At 71.5% G+C, this 19,258-nt stretch carries 18 protein-coding genes and 1 pseudogene; 7 read left to right on the forward strand and 12 right to left on the reverse strand.

Features of this window, described 5'->3' with window-relative positions; translation table 11 throughout:
• Positions 1-136: 136 nt before the first annotated feature.
• A complete protein-coding gene (locus ACQEV2_RS08655; RefSeq protein WP_433038268.1) occupies positions 137-1,159 on the forward strand; it encodes a phosphatase PAP2 family protein in 1,023 nt (340 codons plus the stop codon).
• 90 nt (positions 1,160-1,249) lie between these two features.
• Here ACQEV2_RS08655 and ACQEV2_RS08660 read toward each other — a convergent pair whose 3' ends face one another.
• Positions 1,250-1,465, reverse strand: coding sequence for an I78 family peptidase inhibitor (locus tag ACQEV2_RS08660; protein WP_433038270.1), 216 nt, complete (start codon positions 1,463-1,465; stop codon positions 1,250-1,252).
• A 499-nt stretch (positions 1,466-1,964) separates the two neighbouring features.
• On the opposite strand from ACQEV2_RS08660, the pseudogene ctaD reads away from it, so the two are divergent.
• Positions 1,965-3,503, forward strand: a pseudogene (gene ctaD / locus ACQEV2_RS08665) (aa3-type cytochrome oxidase subunit I); the annotation flags it as partial.
• Here ctaD and ACQEV2_RS08670 read toward each other — a convergent pair.
• The 4 genes from ACQEV2_RS08670 to ACQEV2_RS08685 form a co-directional block, all read right to left on the reverse strand.
• Positions 3,502-4,542: a helix-turn-helix transcriptional regulator gene (locus ACQEV2_RS08670; RefSeq protein WP_433038272.1), complete on the reverse strand. Its 1,041-nt coding sequence runs from the start codon at positions 4,540-4,542 to the stop codon at positions 3,502-3,504. The pseudogene ctaD and the gene ACQEV2_RS08670 overlap by 2 nt on opposite strands.
• 20 nt (positions 4,543-4,562) lie before the next feature.
• Positions 4,563-5,024 carry a hypothetical protein gene (locus ACQEV2_RS08675; RefSeq protein WP_433038274.1) on the reverse strand — a complete coding sequence of 154 codons (462 nt, stop codon included), beginning with the start codon at positions 5,022-5,024 and terminating at the stop codon, positions 4,563-4,565.
• Between the two features lie 70 nt (positions 5,025-5,094).
• Positions 5,095-6,390: an ABC transporter substrate-binding protein gene (locus tag ACQEV2_RS08680; protein WP_433038276.1), complete on the reverse strand. Its 1,296-nt coding sequence runs from the start codon at positions 6,388-6,390 to the stop codon at positions 5,095-5,097.
• Positions 6,365-6,937 carry a hypothetical protein gene (locus ACQEV2_RS08685; protein ID WP_433038278.1) on the reverse strand — a complete coding sequence of 191 codons (573 nt, stop codon included), beginning with the start codon at positions 6,935-6,937 and terminating at the stop codon, positions 6,365-6,367. The genes ACQEV2_RS08680 and ACQEV2_RS08685 overlap by 26 nt, the downstream gene beginning before the upstream one ends.
• Positions 6,938-7,104: 167 nt before the next feature.
• Here ACQEV2_RS08685 and ACQEV2_RS08690 point away from each other — a divergent pair, with 167 nt between their 5' ends.
• From ACQEV2_RS08690 to ACQEV2_RS08700, 3 genes are read left to right on the forward strand one after another with little or no spacing between them, the layout of a single operon-like run.
• A complete protein-coding gene (locus tag ACQEV2_RS08690; RefSeq protein ID WP_433038280.1) occupies positions 7,105-7,581 on the forward strand; it encodes a hypothetical protein in 477 nt (158 codons plus the stop codon).
• 12 nt (positions 7,582-7,593) lie between these two features.
• The gene (locus tag ACQEV2_RS08695; protein ID WP_433038282.1) at positions 7,594-10,665 is read left to right on the forward strand and encodes an ABC transporter permease subunit; all 3,072 of its coding nucleotides are present in this window, start codon (positions 7,594-7,596) and stop codon (positions 10,663-10,665) included.
• Entirely contained in the window at positions 10,662-11,339 is a 678-nt protein-coding gene (locus ACQEV2_RS08700) for an ABC transporter ATP-binding protein (RefSeq protein ID WP_433038284.1), read from the forward strand. Before ACQEV2_RS08695 ends, ACQEV2_RS08700 begins: the two co-directional genes overlap by 4 nt.
• On the opposite strand, the gene ACQEV2_RS08705 is transcribed toward ACQEV2_RS08700, so the two are convergent.
• Both ACQEV2_RS08705 and ACQEV2_RS08710 read right to left on the reverse strand, forming a co-directional pair.
• Positions 11,272-11,883, reverse strand: a complete 612-nt coding sequence (locus ACQEV2_RS08705) for a transglycosylase family protein (protein ID WP_433038286.1) — start codon at positions 11,881-11,883, stop codon at positions 11,272-11,274. The genes ACQEV2_RS08700 and ACQEV2_RS08705 overlap by 68 nt on opposite strands.
• Positions 11,884-11,999: 116 nt before the next feature.
• The gene (locus ACQEV2_RS08710) at positions 12,000-12,662 is read right to left on the reverse strand and encodes a transglycosylase family protein (protein ID WP_433038288.1); all 663 of its coding nucleotides are present in this window, start codon (positions 12,660-12,662) and stop codon (positions 12,000-12,002) included.
• A gap of 543 nt (positions 12,663-13,205) precedes the next feature.
• Here ACQEV2_RS08710 and ACQEV2_RS08715 point away from each other — a divergent pair.
• A complete protein-coding gene (locus ACQEV2_RS08715; protein ID WP_433038290.1) occupies positions 13,206-13,988 on the forward strand; it encodes a hypothetical protein in 783 nt (260 codons plus the stop codon).
• A gap of 163 nt (positions 13,989-14,151) precedes the next feature.
• Positions 14,152-14,502 (forward strand): hypothetical protein, encoded by a 351-nt coding sequence (locus ACQEV2_RS08720; protein ID WP_433038292.1) that lies wholly within the window; start codon positions 14,152-14,154, stop codon positions 14,500-14,502.
• Between the two features lie 48 nt (positions 14,503-14,550).
• Here ACQEV2_RS08720 and der read toward each other — a convergent pair whose 3' ends face one another.
• The 5 genes from der to aroH all read right to left on the reverse strand — a co-directional run bounded on the left by der (position 14,551) and on the right by aroH (position 19,036).
• Positions 14,551-16,029: a ribosome biogenesis GTPase Der gene (der, locus tag ACQEV2_RS08725; protein WP_433038294.1), complete on the reverse strand. Its 1,479-nt coding sequence runs from the start codon at positions 16,027-16,029 to the stop codon at positions 14,551-14,553.
• 77 nt (positions 16,030-16,106) lie between these two features.
• Positions 16,107-16,799 carry a lysophospholipid acyltransferase family protein gene (locus ACQEV2_RS08730; RefSeq protein WP_433038296.1) on the reverse strand — a complete coding sequence of 231 codons (693 nt, stop codon included), beginning with the start codon at positions 16,797-16,799 and terminating at the stop codon, positions 16,107-16,109.
• A complete protein-coding gene (gene cmk, locus ACQEV2_RS08735; RefSeq protein ID WP_433038298.1) occupies positions 16,757-17,443 on the reverse strand; it encodes a (d)CMP kinase in 687 nt (228 codons plus the stop codon). The genes ACQEV2_RS08730 and cmk overlap by 43 nt, the downstream gene beginning before the upstream one ends.
• Positions 17,444-17,585: 142 nt before the next feature.
• Entirely contained in the window at positions 17,586-18,671 is a 1,086-nt protein-coding gene (locus tag ACQEV2_RS08740) for a prephenate dehydrogenase (RefSeq protein WP_433038300.1), read from the reverse strand.
• The gene (gene aroH / locus ACQEV2_RS08745; protein ID WP_433038302.1) at positions 18,668-19,036 is read right to left on the reverse strand and encodes a chorismate mutase; all 369 of its coding nucleotides are present in this window, start codon (positions 19,034-19,036) and stop codon (positions 18,668-18,670) included. Before aroH ends, ACQEV2_RS08740 begins: the two co-directional genes overlap by 4 nt.
• Between the last annotated feature and the right edge of the window lie 222 nt (positions 19,037-19,258).

Genomic DNA, 19,258 nt, shown 5'->3' on the forward strand with positions numbered 1-19,258 from the left:
TTGCCGGGCGCGGCTGCCACCGATTGTGAAGTCGCCGCAAATAGCCCGCCCTTTGAGAGGAATCCCACATCACATCGTCATCACAAAGCGGTGGAATCGACCGGGATCTGAGCTCACTCGCTGTAACGTCGATTGGGTGCGTACCAAACCGAAGCTCACCCGTCTGGACCGGGTGTTCGCCAGGCTGGACCGTGAGCCGGAACGACCGGCCCACATCGATGTGCCGAAGATGAGTCGGCACAGGGTCGTGCTGCTCGCGGCGACCCTGGCCTTCTACGGGGCGATCGTGTGGGCCGTCGTCATCACCTCGTGGCTGGTCCGCCTCGACTGGCAGGTCATGTTCTTCCGGCCGTACCAGCAGTGGTCGGAGATCCACGCCTTCGTCGACTACTACGTGGTGCTCGGCCAGCGCGGCCCGACCGCCGTGATGGTCGCGGCCTGGCTGGGCTGGCGCTCCTGGCGGCAGCACACGCTGCGGCCGCTGCTCGCACTCGGCGTCTCGCTGCTCCTGCTGAACATCACCGTCGGTGCCGCCAAGATCGGCATGGGCCGCCTCGGACCGCACTACGCGACCAGCATCGGCTCGAACGAGATGTGGCTGGGCGGCGATATATTTCCCAGCGGCCACACCGCCAACGCCGTGGTGACCTGGGGAATCCTGGCCTATCTGGCCTCCACCCCGAGAGCGCGCCGCTGGCTGTCGGCCCTGTCGGCGGTGACCTCACTGGGCGTGGGACTGTCCACCGTCTACCTCGGTACGCACTGGTTGAGCGACGTGCTGCTCGGCTGGGCCGCCGGCCTGCTGATCCTGCTCGCCCTGCCGTGGTTCGAGCCGCTGATCGCCCGCGCCGAGACCCGGATTTTCGACCTGCGCGACAGCTGGCGCGAGCGCCGGGCCGGCGCCTTTGCGCCGACCACCCCGGTCGAGGTCCCGGTGCGGCTCAAGCCGCGCCCCACGGCGGCCGACGAGGACGTCGCCGCCCGCGAGGCGGCCCCCGCGTCGCGTGCGCCCCGGGCGCCCGTCTATCTGGCACCCGGCCCGCACACGGCCCGCGCGGAGCGCACGCCGGTCACCCCGGCCGGCAGCCGACGTCCGCCGCACACGGACCGCATCACCCGCGGCACGGCCCCGGCGGCCCGCCCGCTCACAGGCGGCTGACCTGCCCGGACAGCGGGGTTCGGTACGCACACCACCTCCGTACGGCGAAGGCCCCGGTTCCTCGGCGGGAACCGGGGCCTTCACCCGTTGTCAGCCTTTCCAGGCCCGCCTCACCTGGCCGTCCTCGACCTCGAAGTTCAGGCGGCCGCTGCGGTACTCCATGGTGATGATCGCCCCGGGCGGCAGCGAACGCACCGTCGACCACCCCCGATCACGGGCGAGCCGCTCGGCCCGGTCGGCGGCGAGTCCGACATAGGTGTCCGGGCTGTCCTGGGGTTCGGCAGGGGGTTCGGGAATGGGTGCCATGTCGCCACGCTAGGCCCTGTGCGAACGATCCGGCCAGAGCGGACCGGGAACCTTTGTAGCGGCCACCCAGGTCACACATCCCTCTCGCGTCACGCTTTTGTCACAGAACCACGACACGAGTTTCGGCCTCACTTCGTCACACGGACGAGCGGTTCCATAGGCCTTCTGCAGGCATTCGATCGTAATTCCCGCGTGTCGCGCCGACCAGGCCAATAGACCGGCGGAAAAGTGCCCGGAGAACTGCCCCCGGACTCCTTTTCCCTCCGCGCATCATCGGCTGCTGCCGCAGCGGGCGCACGGAACGCGGGAGCCGGTTCCGCACAGGAAATACATGGGCCCGACACAGAACCTCCGTACGCCCCCTGTCGGAGCGCTGCCGACGCGAGCATCATGGCGTGAGCTCGCGTCGGTGCGTGCGGCGCGGGCTTCAGCGGGCCCGGGGCGCGACGAGCGAAGGGGCGAGCGAGCGATGGGGACGCAGACCGCGACGGCACGGCCCATGGGGATCAAAGAGCCCGGCGGCCGTGTGATCGTCGACTGGCTGACCACCACCGACCACAAGAAGATCGGGCATCTCTACCTGATCACGTCGTTCGTGTTCTTCCTGGCCGGCGGTGTCATGGCACTGCTGATGCGGGCCGAACTCGCCCGGCCGGGGCTGCAGCTGCTGACCAACGAGCAGTTCAACCAGATGTTCACCATGCACGGCACGATCATGCTGCTGCTGTTCGCGACCCCGACCTTCGCGGGCTTCGCCAACGAGCTGATGCCACTGCAGATCGGCGCCCCTGACGTGGCCTTCCCCCGGCTCAACATGTTCTCGTACTGGCTGTTCCTCTTCGGCGGCCTGATCGTCATGGGGTCGCTGATCGTGCCGAACGGGCCGGCCTCCTTCGGCTGGTTCGCCTACGCACCGCTCAACAGCCTGGAGCGCTCCCCCGGCATCGGCCCCGACCTGTGGATCATGGGCCTGGCGCTGGCGGGCTTCGGCACGATCCTCGGCGCGGTCAACTTCATCACCACGATCATCGGAATGCGCGCGCCCGGCATGACGATGTTCCGGATGCCGATCTTCGTCTGGAACACGCTGTTCACGTCGATCCTGATCCTGATGGCGTTCCCGGTGCTCGCGGCGGCGCTGCTGTGTCTGGAGGCGGACCGGAGGTTCGGCTCGCACATCTTCGACGCGGCCAACGGCGGGGCGCTGCTGTGGCAGCACCTGTTCTGGTTCTTCGGTCATCCCGAGGTCTACATCATCGCGCTGCCGTTCTTCGGCATCATCACCGAGATCATCCCGGTCTTCTCCCGCAAGCCGATGTTCGGCTATCTGACGCTGGTCGCGGCGACGATGGCGATCACCGGTCTGTCGGTGGTGGTGTGGGCGCACCACATGTTCGCGACGGGCGCGGTGCTGCTGCCGTTCTTCTCGTTCATGAGCTTCCTGATCGCGGTGCCGACGGGCGTGAAGTTCTTCAACTGGACCGGCACCATGATCAAGGGCTCGCTGTCGTTCGAGACGCCGATGCTGTGGTCGGTGGGCTTCCTGGTGACGTTCCTGTTCGGCGGGCTGACCGGGGTGATCCTGGCGTCACCGCCGATGGACTTCCACGTCACGGACACGTACTTCGTGGTCGCGCACTTCCACTACGTCGTCTTCGGCACGGTCGTCTTCGCGATCTTCGCCGGCTTCTACTTCTGGTGGCCGAAGTTCACCGGGAAGATGCTCGACGAGCGGCTCGGCAAGATCCAGTTCTGGACGCTGTTCACCGGCTTCCACACCACGTTCCTGGTGCAGCACTGGCTGGGCGCGGAGGGCATGCCGCGCCGGTACGCCGACTATCTCGCCGCCGACGGCTTCACGGCGCTGAACACGGTCTCCACGATCGGCGCGTTCCTGCTGGGCCTGTCGACGCTGCCGTTCCTCTACAACGTCTGGAAGACCGCCAAGTACGGCAAGAAGGTCGAGGTCGACGACCCCTGGGGCTACGGCCGCTCTCTGGAGTGGGCGACCTCCTGCCCGCCCCCACGGCACAACTTCATGACGCTGCCGCGGATCCGCTCCGAGTCCCCGGCGTTCGACCTGCACCACCCCGAGCACGCGCTGGAGGCTCCGCAGCCCGAGCCAAAGAGCGAGCAAGCCGGCCGTGAGCCGTCCTGATCGCCTCGACGAGCTCGTCCGGCTCCACGACCTCGAACTCGAAGCCCATCAGCATCACATGGATCACCATCACGTCGATGCTTCCGGCTCCGGTGCGCAGGATGCAGCTGCCGGGCCCCTCCGCCTCCAGCTGCCCGGCTGAGGGCGAGATGCTCCCGGCCGCCTCCTCCAGGGGCACCAGCAGCCGGATGACGGCGTGCGAGGCGTACGCGCGCGTGGAGACGCCCTGGGAGACGTACGCGGCGAGGTCCTCGGCGGGCGGGGTGCGCGGCGTGAAGCGCGGGCCGTGCGGCGGCTTGGGCGTGATGCGGTCGACGCGGAACGTACGCCAGTCCTCGCGGTCCAGGTCCCAGGCGACCAGGTACCAGCGGCGCTCGCTGCACACCAGGCGGTGCGGTTCGACGCTGCGGCGGGTGGGGGCGCCCTCGTGGTCGCGGTACTCGAAGCGGAGCCGCTCCGCGTCCCGGCAGAGGTTGGCCAGCTCGGTCAGGACAGCCGGGTCGACGGCGGAGGGCTGGGGGCCGCGCAGCATCGGCACGGTGAAGGCGTTCAGGGCGCCGACGCGGCGGCGCAGCCGGTTCGGCAGGACCTGCTCCAGCTTGGCGAGGGCCCGTACGGAGGTCTCGCCGATGCCCTCGATGCCGTGGCCCGCGGCCGTGCGGAGGCCTACGGCCACGGCGACTGCCTCGTCGTCGTCCAGGAGCAGTGGGGGGAGCTCCGCGCCGGCGCCGAGTCGGTAGCCGCCGCCGGTGCCGGGGGTGGCGTTGACCGGGTAGCCCAGCTCGCGCAGGCGGTCGACGTCTCGGCGGACCGTGCGCGGGGTCACGCCCAGGCGTTCGGCGAGTGCGGCGCCGGACCATTCGCGGTGGGCCTGGAGGAGGGAGAGCAACCGCAGGAGTCTGGCGGAGGTGTCCAGCATGGTCCGAGTTTGCCAGTCGCCTAATAGCTCGGGGATGCGGGTATCGCGGGCGAGTGCGGGTTCGTCGGGGTTGATCGCGCAGTTCCCCGCGCCCCTAAGCGCGTCGCCCTGAAGGGCGTTGTCCCGCTACGGCATTCGACGCTCAGGTTGCCTTGTCGCGTCTCGTACGGGACCCGGGAAGCATGGGAGTGCACCTTCATGGCGCCCGGTGCCAAACGGTGCGGTTCTCCCTCCGTCACGCGCGCGTACGCGTCCCAGTGGCCCTCCGGCAGGGCGACGCTGCTGGGCAGGGCGGCGCGCAGGTGGCCCTTCGTGGCCGGGGTCAGGGGCAGGGTGACCTCCTCCTGGCCCTCGCGGTGGCGCAGGACGAGGTGGGCGGGCTCGCTCGACCCGGTCGCGCTGACGTCGAAGGTCAGCCCGCCGGCCGAATCCGCGATGCAGTCGGCGCGCAGTGGTGCGGTGTGCGACAGGGGCGTCGTCATGCGGTGCGGTTCCTCCCTCGGCGTTCTGCTCCGTCAGTTGGACCGGCGATGCGGCCTTTTGGTTTGCCCCTCACGGCCGATACGACAGCTGCGGGACCTCGAAGCACGTGGAGTTCATGTCTCCTTGGGAGACCCAGCCCTTGCCGTCCTCCCAGCGGGCCACCGACAGACAGGTCCGGCGGCTCTTGGGCGGCTCGGCCAGCCGCTCGAACCTGACCGGGATCAGCAGACCGTCTGCGGTGTATCCCTGACTGCGGTTCATGAAGTCGTCGACGCACGCGCGCGTGACGCCCTCGTCGGCGCACGCCCTCGCCGCGTCCGTGAACCACATCGCCGCCGCCCAGCCCTCCAGCTGCCACTGGGAGTGCGTCTTGAGGCCCTTCGTGGCGTCCCGGAACTCCCGTACGGCGTCCTGCTCCGTGTCCTCGAAGTTGCGGGACGATCCGGTCGCCCACAGGGCGTTGCGGCAGCGCGGGGAGTCCCTGTAGTCCTCGGCGACGGTGGACGTCCAGTTCTGTACGTTCGTGACCTTGGCGGTGACCTCGGCGCCCACGTCGTCCATCGCCTTGCACAGCCGGGCGTTGCCGTGGGTGTCGATGGCGTCGAAGACGAGGTCGGCGCCCTGCTCCTTCAGATCGGCCGCCACCGCGCGGAAGTTGGGCAGCGCGAAGTCGACCTGCTCGGTGACCACCTCGTAGCCCTCGGCCTTGAGCCCCCGCTCGACGAGCCGGGCGTAGGCGGCCGAAGCAGGCTGGTTGTACGAGACGACGGCGGCCGTACGGGCGCCGTGCTCGCGCTTGAAGTAGCGGTAGACCTCCGTGCCGCCGTACTGCCTGCCGTCCCAGCCGGTCGTGCCGTCGCGGGGCGCGAGGCTGCCGTAGATGCCGTACAGATGCGGATAGGTGTCGTAGGCGGCCCCGATGGGCTGGCCGCCGATGTCGGGCACGCGTGCGCGTGAGACGCGCTCGGCGCCCGCGTAGTCCAAGGCGGTGGTGGCGACCAGGGCGACGACCCCGTCCTCGTCGATCAGTTCGTGCACGCACTCGTTGTTGCCGACGCCGCTGCCGCCGTCGTCGCACTCGCGCACCTCGACCGGGCGGCCGTCGATGCCCCCGCGCGCGTTGAGGCGCTCGAAGAAGGCCTTGGCGCCGTCGCGGGGGCCGGTGAAGGCGTTGCCGCCGACGGGGCTGGTGGCACTGGTGATGACGCCGACGCGGACGGGCGTGCGGTCACCGGCGGGCGCCGAGGGAGTGCTCCGGTCGCGGTGCTCGAAGTCGCTCTCCGGCAGCCGGCTGCCGCACGCCGTACTCAGAGCCAGCACCATCACGGCGATCGCCGCCTCAGCACCCCGGGATCGGCGACCCATTGCCGCTCATCTGGACCAGCGCGCACAGGGTCTTGGCGGACACCTTCCAGGTGCCGTCCTGTTCCACCGCGGTTCCGGCGGCGTTCGGCAGGGCGGTCGCGCCCTTCAGCGTCAGGTCGTACGTGACGTTCGCCTCGGTCGGCGAGGTGAACTCGACCTTGGAGACCTTCGCCTGGACCTGCCCGCCACGCTCGTCACCGCTGAACGCCTGCAGGACCGGCGCCATCCGGTCGCCGTTCTCCAGGACGGTCTGCTTGTCCTTGAGGGACGTCTTCGGATCGAAGAACTTCGCCCAGTTCTGCTTGATCTCCGTCTCGGCCGCCCCCGCGTCCGCGGGCGCCGTCGCGGCCGGTGACGTCTCCGTCTGCTCGACGGTCGGTGTCGGCGGTGTCTCGTTGCCGCCGCCTCCCTCGTCGTCGCTGCAGGCCGCGAGGGCCGGGGCGAGGAAGAGAAGCAGGGCGGCCGCCAGCGCGGTCCCCCGTCCCGCCGCCCGTGGGCCGCGCGCCCTGTGTGCGTTGCTCCGCCTGAGGTCGCTCCCGAGAACCATCTGGCTCACCACCGGGTGTCGATCCGGGCCGTGTGCGCCCGGTGCTTTCAGGGTCAGCTTGCAGGAGGCATAGTGCAAGCCATTGGCTGACATGGACAGGCACATGCACCGAACCGGTGTGCATGACCCGATGTGCGTGCGCACAGACCGACGTGTGGGAGCCAGCGATGCGGACAGCCCGACTGCGGACCGTGCACCCCGTCCTCTGGGCCGGCTGGGCCGCGCTCGCGGCCGGCGCTGTGCTGTGCGTCATCGGCTGGTACGGGATCTCCGGCGAGCGGTTCGCCGAGCGGCAGCTGCCGTATCTCGCGTCCTGCACGGTTCCCGGCGCCGCGCTGATCATCGCCGGGTCGGTGCTGCTGACCCACGGCCGGGGCACGCTCGCCGCCGCGCGTGTGGAGGAGCTGTACGGCCTTCTGGTGGCCGCCGAGCCCGCCGACGCCGAGGAGTCGGGGCAGCCGGCCACGGCGCCGCTCGCGGTCAGCGGGGACCTGCTGATGATGCCCGGCGGCACCCTCTGGCACCGCGCGGACTGTCCGCTGGTCGCGGGGAAGGTGGAGGCCGTCCCCGTCGATGCGAAGCTGGTGAGGAGCGGCGAACTGGGCCCGTGCCCGATCTGTGAGCCCGTCGAAGCGGATGACTGAAGCGGACGACTGATGTCCTCGCTGACGTACGACCTCACCTTGGCCGGTCTGTCGGTCGGCAGCGCCGCCGCGCTCACCGGGATCGGTCTGATCGTGACGTACCGCGCGACCGGCGTGCTGAACTTCGCTCACGGGGCGATCGCGATGGTGTGCGCGTATGTGCTGCGGCAGTGCGTGGTGGAGTGGGGCTGGCCGCTGTGGGCGGGTGCGACGGTGACGCTGCTGGTCCTCGCACCCGCCATCGGGATGGTGCTGGAACGGTTCGTCTTCCGGCCGCTGTCGGTCCTGGGCAGCGACCCGGCGCAGACCCTGGTCGCGTCCATCGGGGTGTTCGTGCTGTTGGTGGGCGGGGCGGCGCTGCTGTGGGGCCAGGGGGCGCGGGACGACGCGCCGGAGCTGGTGTCGGCGGATCCGTGGGGGCAGCTGGCGGTGGCCCTGCTGCTGGCGGCCGGCGTCGGGGCGGTCATCCGCTGGACGCGCTTCGGCCGCGAACTGCGTGCCGTGGTGGACGACCGTGAGCTGGCCGTCCTGGGCGGCATCGACGCGGACCGGGTGGCGGCGGCGGGCTGGGCGTTCGGCTCGTTCACGGCGGGCCTGACGGGCGTGCTGCTGGCACCGTACGTCCGGCTGGACCCGTACGGTCTTCCGCTGCTGGTCATGGAGGTGGTCGCGGTCGCGGTGGCCGCGCGCATGCGGAGCCTGCCGGTCGCCGTGGTGGCGGCGCTGGCCATCGGGGTGGCGCAGAGCCAGCTCACCCGACTGCACCCGTCGGGCTGGGGCGCTCCCCTCCTGCAAGCGGTCGGCACGAACCTCTTCGTCGTGGCCCTGCTGATCGCGGCCCTGGCCCTTCCGAGCGTAGGTACGCGTGACGCTCTCCCCCGCACGGCCACCGCGCGCGTGCCGACGCCTCCGGGGGCCTGGATCGTGGCGACGGTGCTGTTCCTGCTCCCCCTGGGCTTCGCGGGCTCGGACCTGCATACGTCGGTGCAGGTGCCGGCGCTGGCCGTGGTGCTGCTCTCGCTGGTCGTCGTCACGGGCCGCGGCGGCCAGATATCGCTCGGGCAGGCTGCGTACGCGGGCCTGGGCGCCCTCTTCACGGCTCTGCTGGCAGCGGGCCGCTTCCCGGGCCTGCCGCGCCTGCCGGAGCTCGCCGCCCTCGCGCTGGCGGTCGTCCTGGTCGCCCCCCTGGGTCTGCTCACCGGCTGGCCGGCGATCAGCCGCCGAGGCCTGGCCCTCGCCCTGGCCACCTTCGCGGTCGGCGTCGGGGTGAGCCGCTTCGTGTTCGCCCAGCCGTACGCGATCTCGGGCCTGTCCCTGGGCCGCCCGGCGGGCTTCGAGGGCGACCGCGCGTACTACGTCCTGGAACTGGCCCTCCTGGCAGCCGCCCTTCTGACGACCTGGCTGCTGCGCCGGGGCCGCACCGGCCGGGCCCTGGCGGCGATGCGGGACCACGAGTCGGGGGCGTCGGCGGCGGGCGTCCAGGTGCCCTCCCTGAAGCTCCTGGCCTTCGTCTCGGGCGCCGCCCTGGCGGCCCTGGGCGGAGGCCTGCTCGGCATGAGCCTCAGAGCCTTCGACCCCGCCGCCTACGACCCCGTCCGCGGCCTCCTCTGGTTCGCCGCGGTGGTCGTCCTCGGCGCCGACAGCACCCTGGGCGCCCTGGCAGCCGCCGCCCTCCTGGTCGGCCTCGACGCGGGCGCCCGGGGCGGGGTGGCGGCGGCCCTCATCGGCGTACTGGCGGTCCTGGTGGGCCGCTTCCCCGGGGGGCCGTACGAGGCGCTGCGGGCGGCGGCGGAGAGGCTCCGGCTGCGGCGTAGGGCGACGCTGACGGCGCTGGGGGTGAGGGTGCGGACGCTCCTGCGCCCGGCGGAGCGAGGCCCAGCCCCCCAGCCGCCCTTGGCGGGCCTCACCGCGTCGGGCGTCGCGGGCCCGACGCGCCGGGAGGAGCAGCACGGGGCCAGAGACCCATCACTGCGGCGGGACCGCCCGGTGGCGAGCCGACGGGCGGAGGGCGCGGCGGAGGGCGGGGAACGGCGAGGGGAAGAGACCGATGCGGGCGGTGTGGGCGGGGGCGGTGCGGGCCGGAGCGGCACAGGCCGGGGTAGCGCGGGTGGTGGCAGTGCGGGCGAGTGCGGCGCGTGCGGTGGCAGCGCAGACCGTGACAGCGCGGGCAAGGGCGGGGGCAGCGTGGGCGGTGGCGACGCGGGCGCGGCCGGTCGCGCCGCAGGCAAGGTTGGCGAAGCCGGTGCCCACCCCGTAAGCGCCCGAAGCGCCGCAGCCGCCGATGGCGCTGAGCCCCCACAGGGGCCACCCGCACCCGACGGCGAAAGTCGCACGGGTGGTGCGGGTGGGAAACCAGACGCGGCCGCAGGCCGCGGGCACCCCCACCCACCGGCACTGACGACCCACCACCTCCAGGCCCGCTACGACGGCTTCACCGCCCTCGACGACGTCACCCTCACCGTCGCCCCCGGCCAGGTCACCGCAATCATCGGCCCCAACGGCGCCGGAAAGAGCACCCTGTTCCACTGCCTGGCCGGCACCCACCGCCCCACCCACGGCCAGGTCCTCCTCGGCACCCGCGACATCACCCGTCTGCCCGCCCACGCCCGCACCCGCCTCGGCATCGCCCGCACCTTCCAGCAACTGGCCGTCTTCCCCTCCTTGACCGTGGCCGAGAACGTCCGCGTAGGCGCCGAGCAAGGACGCGTCCGAGACCCCGCAGCCGTGGAACGAGCCCTCAGACTCGTCGCCCTGGACGGCCCTCTGCGCTCCCGCCCCGCCGCCGACCTGCCCACCGGCACACTCAGGCGCGTGGAGCTGGCCCGCGCCCTCGCCGGCAGCCCGCGCGTCCTACTGCTCGACGAGCCCGCCGCAGGCCTCGACAACGCCGAGGTCACCGCACTGGCCCGGATCCTGAAGGCCCTCGCCGCCGACGGCACCGCCCTGCTCGTCGTCGAGCACGACCTCGACCTGGTCGCCGACCTCGCCGACACCGTGCACGTCATGACGGCGGGCCGCATCGTCGCCTCCGGCCCATCCGACCGCGTACTGGACGCCGCAGGCCCCCGGGAGACCCCCGCATGACCGCCATCTCCCTGCGCCACGCGCGCGTGCGCTACGGCCCCCTGGAGGCCCTGCACGGCGTGACCCTCGCCGCCCCCGGCCCCGGCCTGACCGTTCTGCTGGGACGGAACGGGGCCGGCCGTACGACAGCCCTGCGCGCGCTGGCCGGAACCGTGCCCCTGTCCGGCGGCACGGTGGTGTGGGACGGCATCGACATGACCCGCGTGCCCGCCCATGAGAGGGCCCGCCGCGGACTGTGCCTGGTCCCCGAACGGCAAGCCGTGTTCGGCTCCCTCACCGTCCGCGAGAACCTCGAACTCGCGGCTGCCTCGTACGACGTCGCCCTCCACGCCTACCCCGCGCTCGAGCCCCTCCTCGCACGCCGCGCCGGCACCCTCTCCGGCGGCGAGCAGCGCATGCTCGCCCTCTCCCGCGCCCTGCTGGCACGCGCGCGCGTGCTGCTCGTCGACGAACCCGCGCAGGGCATGTCGCCGACGGTCGCCACCCGTACGTACGAACTGCTGAGCGAACTCGACGCATGCGTGGTCATCGCCGAACAACGACTGCCGCCCGTGCTGCACGGCCGGGCGGCACTCGTCCACGAACTGCGGCGCGGGGCGGTCGTGTTCAGCGGCGAGGCGGGCGAATGGGAGCGCCGTGCAGCGCACCGAACCTGGTCGAGCCCTTCCGGATGAGCAGCGATGTGCTCGAGGTCAGCCGATCCGCGATGCTGGGCTTCTCCATGCCCGCCCGGCTCTCGATGTCCGCCCGGCTCTCGATGCCTTGGTACGCACGGTTCTTGAGACCGAAGTACGCCCGGCCCTTGAGCCCGTACCTCCTGGAGCAGTGCGGCCACGCCCCCCACCCCTGCACGGCCACCACCTTCTTGGCGATCGTGATCTGCTCCTGACGGGTGGCGAGATCCGCGCGCGGGGCGTACTTCCCCCCGCCGAAGCCCTCCCATGTGCGCTGCGAGAACTGCAGCCCTCCGTAGTGGCCGTTGCCGGTGTTGATGTGCCAATTGCCGCCGCTCTCACACTGGGCGACGCAGCCCCAGGGCCACTGGTCCCCGGCACAGCCGAACGACACACGTTTGGGGGGCGGTCCGAGTTCCGGTGGTGGTGGCGCCACCTGCACGGCGCGCGTTGCGTGCGGGGCGTGCGCTGCGTGCGCCGTGGCCGGAGCAACGGCGGTGAGCAGCGAGCCGGCGAGAACGATCGTGAGCGGTGTGCATTTCATATGAGCACGCTAGGCAGCTTGTTGCGGTCAACCGCCGCGGCGCGTCCGAGGGACCCGGGGGCCCCACCCGGTCGGCGGACCGGGTGGGGCCCCGTGCCCCGGCAGGGGAGCGACGCTCAGAGTTCGAGGCGCTGCCCGGGCACGATCAGGTGGGGATCACCGCCGATGGCGGCCTTGTTGGCGGCGTAGACCCGCTGCCAGGTGGTCCCGTGCCGGGCGGCGATACCGCTCAGCGTGTCGCCCTCACGGACGGTGTAGTCCCCGCGGGACGAGCCGCGGTTCGTGTGGCCCGACGAACGTTCCGGCGTCTGCGACGGAGTCGTCGGGGCTGCCCTGGTGGAGGCCGACGAGCCGGCGGCGGGAGCCGCGGGTGCGCTCCCGTACGCTCCGGCCCGGGCCGAACAGGTCGGCCACGCGCCCCACCCCTGGGCCCGCTGGACCTTGGTGGCCACGGCGATCTGCTGGGCCTTGGTGGCCTGGTCCGCCGTCGGGGCGTAGGCCGTACCGCCGTACGCGCGCCAGGTGGAGGCGGCGAACTGCAGTCCGCCGTAGTAGCCGTTGCCGGTGTTGATGTGCCAGTTGCCGCCGCTCTCGCACTGGGCGATGCGGTCCCACACTCCGCTGTCCGCCGCTGCGGCGTTGCCGGTTGCGGCCAGCAGCCCGAGCGGAGCGAGCAGTGCCGCCCCGGCGAGGACCGCCGTCGTACGAGTCCGGCTCCCGTTCGGAGCCTTCTGCGTCTTACGAGCGTTGTCGTGAGTGGTATCGGCACATTCGGACATGTAGTTCCCTCTCGAAGGACCCGGGGTTCCCCAAGGCGGTACGCCACTCCCCGCGCCATGGGGCGCGTGAGTCGCGCTCGCCCCGTCCGCCTGAGGCTGGTGCTGCTTGCTGGCTGACTGGTGTAGTGCGGCGGACGTACCCGAGCGGTGCTCGTTGCACACGGCCGAGGAATGTAGGGAGGCTGAAGGGCGGTATCAACCAACTCCTTGTCATTCCAGGCCAGTTCGCCGTTACCTCCGGTATCAGCGATTTCCGGCCACCCACTTCATTCGCTGATTTCAGGATTTGTCGACCAGGCAGCCCGCCGATCTGTGACTCACCTCACGCAACCAACTTCCTTGGATTTCCAAGGACTTGACGGTGAGTAGGCGAATCCGCACTCGAGGTGACCGTGCGCGGTGGATGGTTCGATTCCGTTCGGTGTGGTGCGTGACTCCCGCCACAGATCGTCCGTTGTCTCCTTCATGAGCCCGGGACCCGCCCGGTTCACGGGCCGGGAGCCACCCGGCCCCGCCACGCATCACATCCCGAGGGAGCCACCCGTGCCGCGCATGCTCGACGTCAGCGACGAGGTACGTGCCGAGATCGGCGACGAAGAAGCCGACCGGCTGCTCGCCGGAGAGAACGCCCCCGGCAGTTACGACTGCACGTCGTGCCGCACCCCGGGCGACTCCGAACAGGAGCGCACCAGCACCGTCCTGTTCATCGGGGACGAGACCGCCGTCCTCGCCTTCGCCCACGCCACCTGCCTGCCCTCGCAGGTCGTCCAGGTCACCGAGGAGCAGTTGCGGGGCGCGGTGAAGTCCATCACCGGCGACACGGTCGATCTGGAGCCGGACAAGATCGTGCCGGAGCAGGCCGTGCTCGGCGTGACCAGCGGACTGGTGCTGATCGCCGGGGAGTTGCACCCCGCCCTCGTCGTCGAGCCGACGGGACCCATCGTGCGGCCCGGGGCGGTCGGTGCCGGCGACGACTTCCTGCCGCTTCTCATCGAGCAGGGGTTCATGCCGGCGACGGAGCTGGCCGAGGTGCCGCCGGTGCTGCACGGGTGGTCCGTGCTGCTCGCCATGGGTCAGCTGCATGCGGTTCTGCAGCCGGGCCCGAATGGGGGGCAGCCGGTCGCGTGGTGGCAGGCGCATCAGCCTCTGCAGGTGACCGACGGGTGGCGAGCCGCCGCGAACAAGCATCAGCAGGTGCTGATGTTCGCGGCGCCGGTGGGTTCCATCGGGCGTCAGCCTCGGGAGGATCTGCTGCGGGAGGCTCTGGACAAGGCGGCGGCGAACGGGAAGTTGGTTGCGGCGGCGCTGCCGCTTGCGGGGACGTGAGTGCGTCCGCTCAAAGGGGGCCACACGTAGTACGGCGGCTGCGGGCCGTCTGTGGCCGGTCGCGCAGTTCCCCGCGCCGCTGGGGCGTTGCCCGCGCCCCCAATGAGCAGGCGATCCTTCACAGCGGCCGCATCTCTTCGAGCGCGGGGTCGTTTGGACATACGTGCATGCATACGACGTTCCCCGCCATCAGGGCGGCCCATCGGCCACGCCGATCTACGACGCGCTCTACGCCGAGTACGTCAAGTCCTTCCGCTCGCTGCCGGGTGACCGCAGCGGCGAGGAGGATCTGGGGTTCACCGCGTTCGGGAACATTCCGCGGAGCACGGGCTCGTACGGCGCCCATCGCCCGGGGTCGTTCAGCAGCTCGTACACCGCCTACAGCGCGGGGGCCCACAGCGCCCGGCACGGCAGCGGTCAGCAGCCGCAGTGGCAGCGTGTCGGGCACATCGGCCCGCAGGGGTCGGGGATGCACCACGTCCCGGCCGCGCTGCCGCCGGCGCGCAGAGGCTGAGCACGCGGAAGGGCGGCCCTTGACCGGGCCGCCCTTCCGCCGTGTCCGCTACTTCTTCTTGCCGCGCTTCTCGCGCACCCGCACCGAGATATGGATCGGCGTCCCCTCGAAGCCGAACTCCTCGCGCAGCCGGCGCTCGATGAAGCGACGGTAGCCCGCCTCGATGAAGCCCGAGGCGAAGAGCACGAAGCGCGGGGGCTTGGTGCCGGCCTGGGTGCCGAAGAGGATGCGGGGCTGCTTGCCGCCGCGGATCGGGTGGGGGTGGGCGGCGACCAGTTCGCCGAGGAAGGCGTTCAGGCGGCCGGTCGGAACCCGGGTCTCCCAGCCCGCGAGGGCGGTCTCGATCGCCGGGACCAGCTTCTCCATGTGCCGGCCGGTGCGCGCCGAAACGTTGACGCGCGGCGCCCACGACACCTGGTTCAGCTCGGTCTCGATCTCCCGCTCCAGGTAGTAGCGGCGCTCCTCGTCGAGGTTGTCCCACTTGTTGTAGGCGATGACCATCGCGCGGCCCGCCTCGACGGCCATGGTGATGATGCGCTGGTCCTGGACGGAGATCGACTCGGAGGCGTCGATCAGGACGACGGCGACCTCGGCCTTCTCCACCGCGGCCGCGGTGCGCAGCGAGGCGTAGTAGTCGGCGCCCTGCTGGAGGTGGACGCGCTTGCGGATACCGGCCGTGTCGACGAACTTCCAGGTCACGCCGCCCAGTTCGATGAGCTCGTCGACCGGGTCACGGGTGGTGCCGGCCAGCTCGTTGACGACGACGCGCTCCTCGCCGGCCACCTTGTTCAGAAGGGAGGACTTGCCGACGTTCGGGCGGCCGATCAGGGCGATACGACGCGGGCCGCCGATGCCGCCCCCGCCGAAGGACTCGCGCGGGGCCTCGGGCAGCGCCTCGAGAACGGCGTCCAGCATGTCGCCCGTGCCACGGCCGTGCAGGGCCGAGACGGGGTGCGGCTCGCCGAGGCCGAGGGACCACAGGTACGCGGCGTCCGCCTCGCCACTGGGACCGTCGACCTTGTTGGCGCACAGCACCACGGGCTTGCCGGCCTTGCGCAGCAGTCGTACGACGGCCTCGTCGGTGTCGGTGGCACCCACCTTGGCGTCGACGACGAACACGACGGCGTCGGCGGCCTCGATGGCGAACTCGGCCTGCGCGGCCACGGAGGCGTCGATGCCGAAGACGTCCTGCTCCCAGCCGCCGGTGTCGACGACCTTGAAGCGGCGCCCGGCCCACTCGGCCTCGTAGGTCACCCGGTCCCGGGTGACGCCGGGCTTGTCCTCGACGACGGCCTCACGGCGGCCGATGATCCGGTTGACGAGCGTCGACTTGCCGACGTTCGGCCGCCCGACGACGGCGAGGACGGGCAACGGCCCGTGCCCGGCGGCCTCGATGGCACCCTCGACGTCCTCGAGGTCGAAGCCCTCTTCCGCGGCGAGCTCCATGAACTCCGCGTACTCGGCGTCGCCAAGCTCTCCGTGGTCGTGCTCTTCGAGCGAGCCCTCGGAGTGGATGTGGTCGTTCATGAAGTCCGTACCTCGTTCATCGTGGTGATCGGTGGACCGCCCGGCTGTCTCCCAGCTGATCCACTACTCAGTGTCGCCTAGCGACCGGTCAGTCGCCTGGCGTTTTCCAGGTGCGCGGTGAGCTGCTTCTGGATGCGTTCGGTCGCCTCGTCCAGCGCCCTGCGGGTGCGCCGCCCGCTGCCGTCGCCCGCCTCGAAGGGGTCGCCGTAGACGACGTCGACGCGGTGGCGCAGCGGCGGCAGTCCCTTTATCAACCGTCCCCGCTTCTCGGAACTTCCCAGCACCGCGACCGGGACGATCGGCGCCCCGCTGCGTACCGCGAAGTAGGCGAGCCCGGCGCGCAGCGAGGCGAAGTCGCCCTCGCCGCGGGTGCCCTCGGGGAAGATGCCGAGGACACCGCCGTGGGACAGGACGTCGAGCGCCTGGGTGATGGCTGTCCGGTCGGCGGAGTGCCGGTCCACCTTCAGCTGGCCGATCCCGGTCAGGAACGGATCCAGCGGCCCGATGAACGCCTCCTTCTTGATCAGGAAGTGCACGGGGCGGGGCGACACGCCCATCACCATCGGCCCGTCGATGTTGTGGCTGTGGTTGACCGCGAGGATCACCGGCCCGGTCGCGGGCATCTTCCAGGAGCCCAGGACCCGGGGCCGCCACAGCCCGTACATCAGGCCGACGCCGATGCGCCGCCCGACCTCGGCGCCCCGCTCGGAGGGCACGGACGCAACGCTCACTTCCCGGCTCGCTTCTCCTCGACGAGCGTGACGACGCACTCGATGACCTGCGACAGCGTGAGCTCGGTGGTGTCCACCTCGACCGCGTCGTCCGCCTTGGCGAGCGGCGAGGTCTTACGGCTGGAGTCGGCCGCGTCGCGCTTGATCAGCGCCTCGCGGGTCGCGTGGACGTCGGCGCCCTTCAGCTCGCCGCTGCGGCGGGCGGCGCGGGCCTCCGGGGAGGCGGTGAGGAAGATCTTCAGGTCGGCGTCCGGCAGCACGGTCGTCCCGATGTCACGTCCCTCGACGACGATCCCGATCTCCGCGGAGGTCGCGAGCGAGCGCTGCAGCTCCGTGATCCGCGCGCGCACCTCCGGCACGGCGCTCACCGCGCTGACCTTGGAGGTGACCTCCTGGGTGCGGATCGGACCGGACACGTCGACACCGTCGACGGTGATCGTCGGGTTGCCCGGGTCGGTGCCGGAGACGATCTCGGGCTTGCCGGCCACGGCGGCGATCGCGGACGGGTCCTCGATGTCGATGCCGTTGGTCACCATCCACCAGGTGATCGCCCGGTACTGGGCGCCGGTGTCGAGGTAACTCAGCCCGAGCTGCGCGGCGACGGCCTTCGACGTGCTCGACTTGCCCGTGCCGGAGGGGCCGTCGATGGCGACAATCACGGGCTTGGCGGCACCGTTTTCCACGGGGGGACACCTTCCTGGTGCGGTTCGGCGAGAGTGGCGGGGCGCGAACGCACCCCGCACAAGGTTACTGGGTACGCGTCACTCGTCCGGCCGCGCACCTCGGCCGCGGGCCCCCGGAAGACGGCAACGACAACGCCGCCCCCTACTGACGGATGGCCCAGCCCCGCTCCCGCAACGCCGCGGACAACACCGGCACCGCCTTGGGCTCCACCATCAGCTGGACCAGACCGGCCTGCTGTCCCGTCGCATGCTCGATCCGCACGTCCTCGATGTTGACCCCTGCCCGCTCCGCATCCGCGAAGATCCGCGCGAGCTGCCCCGGCTGGTCATTGATCAGCACGGCCACGACCTCGTACACCCGAGGAGCCGCCCCGTGCTTGCCCGGCACGCGGACCTGCCCGGCGTTCCCACGCCGCAGCACGTCCTCGATCCCGGACGTCCCCTCCAGCCGCTTCGCCTCGTCGGACGACTGCAGCGCCCGCAGCGCCCGCACCGTCTCCTCCAGGTCGGCGGCGACATCCGTGAGCAGGTCGGCCACGGGCCCGGGATTCGCGGCGAGGATGTCGAGCCACATCCGGGGATCGGACGCGGCGATCCGGGTCACGTCCCGAATGCCCTGCCCGCACAGCCGTACGGCCGCCTCCTCGGCGTTCTCCAGCCGCGCGGCGACCATGCTGGACACCAGGTGGGGCATGTGGGACACCAGCGCAACCGCACGGTCGTGGGCGTCGGCGTCCATGACCACCGGCACCGCACGGCAGTGCGAGACCAGCTCCAGGGCGAGGTTCAGCACCTCGGTGTCGGTGTCCCGGGTCGGCGTCAGCACCCAGGGCCGGCCCTCGAAGAGGTCACCGGACGCGGCCAGCGGCCCGGACTTCTCCCGCCCCGACATGGGATGCGAACCGATGTACGCGGACAGATCCAGCCCCAGTGCCTCCAGCTCCCGCCGCGGCCCGCCCTTGACGCTGGCCACGTCGAGGTAGCCGCGCGCCACGCCCCGGCGCATGGCATCGGCGAGGACCCCGGCCACGTGCGCGGGCGGGGCGGCGACGATGGCGAGGTCCACGGGGCCCTCGGGCGCCTCGTCCGTGCCGGCGCCGAGCGCGGCCGCCGTACGGGCCTGCTCGGGGTCGTGGTCGGCGAGGTGGACGACGACCCCGCGCTGGGACAGGGCGAGCGCGGCGGACGTACCGATGAGGCCGGTGCCGATGACGAGTGCGGTCCTCACTGGGCGATGTCCTTGCGCAGAGCGGCCGCGGCGCCGAGGTAGACGTGCGCGATGTCGGCGCGGGGCTTTTCGGACTCGATGTGCGCGAGCACGCGGACGACCCGCGGCATGGCGCCCTCGATGTCCAGTTCCTGGGCGCAGATCAGCGGTACGTCGGCGAGGCCGGGACCGAGCTTGCGGGCGGCGGCCGCCGGGAAGTCGCTGTGCAGATCAGGCGTGGCCGTGAACCAGATGCTGATCAGGTCGTCCGAGCTCAGGCCGTTCCGCTCCAGGATCGCGGTGAGCAGGGCCCCGACCCGCTCGTCCATGTGGCCGGCGTCGTCCCGCTCCAGTTGGACGGCCCCCCGGACCGCTCGTACCGCCACTGCTCGGCTCCTCGCTGCTGTACGGATCGGCTCTTCGACCTGCCAGCCTAGTCAGCCCGCGCACGCCAGACGTATGCCGCCCGCCCGCTGAGACGGCTGCGGGCCCGCTCACGGCGACTGCTGCCCGATCAGCGCCTCCAGGTCGGATTGCGAGGGCACCTCGCCCGCTGGAGCTGGTCGCCGGTCACCGACTTACGACCGGGCACGGGAGGGGACCGGCCC

The sequence above is a fragment of the Streptomyces sp. CA-251387 genome (genome assembly GCF_050936625.1).
GTDB lineage: Bacteria > Actinomycetota > Actinomycetes > Streptomycetales > Streptomycetaceae > Streptomyces.

Coding starts and splice junctions, on each gene's coding strand:
- ACQEV2_RS08695 (WP_433038282.1), top strand. CDS start 7,594: ATGTCCTCGCTGACGTACGACCTCACCTTGGCCGGTCTGTCGGTCGGC.
- ACQEV2_RS08670 (WP_433038272.1), bottom strand. CDS start 4,542: ATGCTGGACACCTCCGCCAGACTCCTGCGGTTGCTCTCCCTCCTCCAG.
- ACQEV2_RS08690 (WP_433038280.1), top strand. CDS start 7,105: ATGCGGACAGCCCGACTGCGGACCGTGCACCCCGTCCTCTGGGCCGGC.
- ACQEV2_RS08675 (WP_433038274.1), bottom strand. CDS start 5,024: ATGACGACGCCCCTGTCGCACACCGCACCACTGCGCGCCGACTGCATC.
- ACQEV2_RS08700 (WP_433038284.1), top strand. CDS start 10,662: ATGACCGCCATCTCCCTGCGCCACGCGCGCGTGCGCTACGGCCCCCTG.
- ACQEV2_RS08705 (WP_433038286.1), bottom strand. CDS start 11,883: ATGAAATGCACACCGCTCACGATCGTTCTCGCCGGCTCGCTGCTCACC.
- ACQEV2_RS08680 (WP_433038276.1), bottom strand. CDS start 6,390: ATGGGTCGCCGATCCCGGGGTGCTGAGGCGGCGATCGCCGTGATGGTG.
- ACQEV2_RS08660 (WP_433038270.1), bottom strand. CDS start 1,465: ATGGCACCCATTCCCGAACCCCCTGCCGAACCCCAGGACAGCCCGGAC.
- ACQEV2_RS08710 (WP_433038288.1), bottom strand. CDS start 12,662: ATGTCCGAATGTGCCGATACCACTCACGACAACGCTCGTAAGACGCAG.
- der (WP_433038294.1), bottom strand. CDS start 16,029: ATGAACGACCACATCCACTCCGAGGGCTCGCTCGAAGAGCACGACCAC.
- ACQEV2_RS08685 (WP_433038278.1), bottom strand. CDS start 6,937: ATGGTTCTCGGGAGCGACCTCAGGCGGAGCAACGCACACAGGGCGCGC.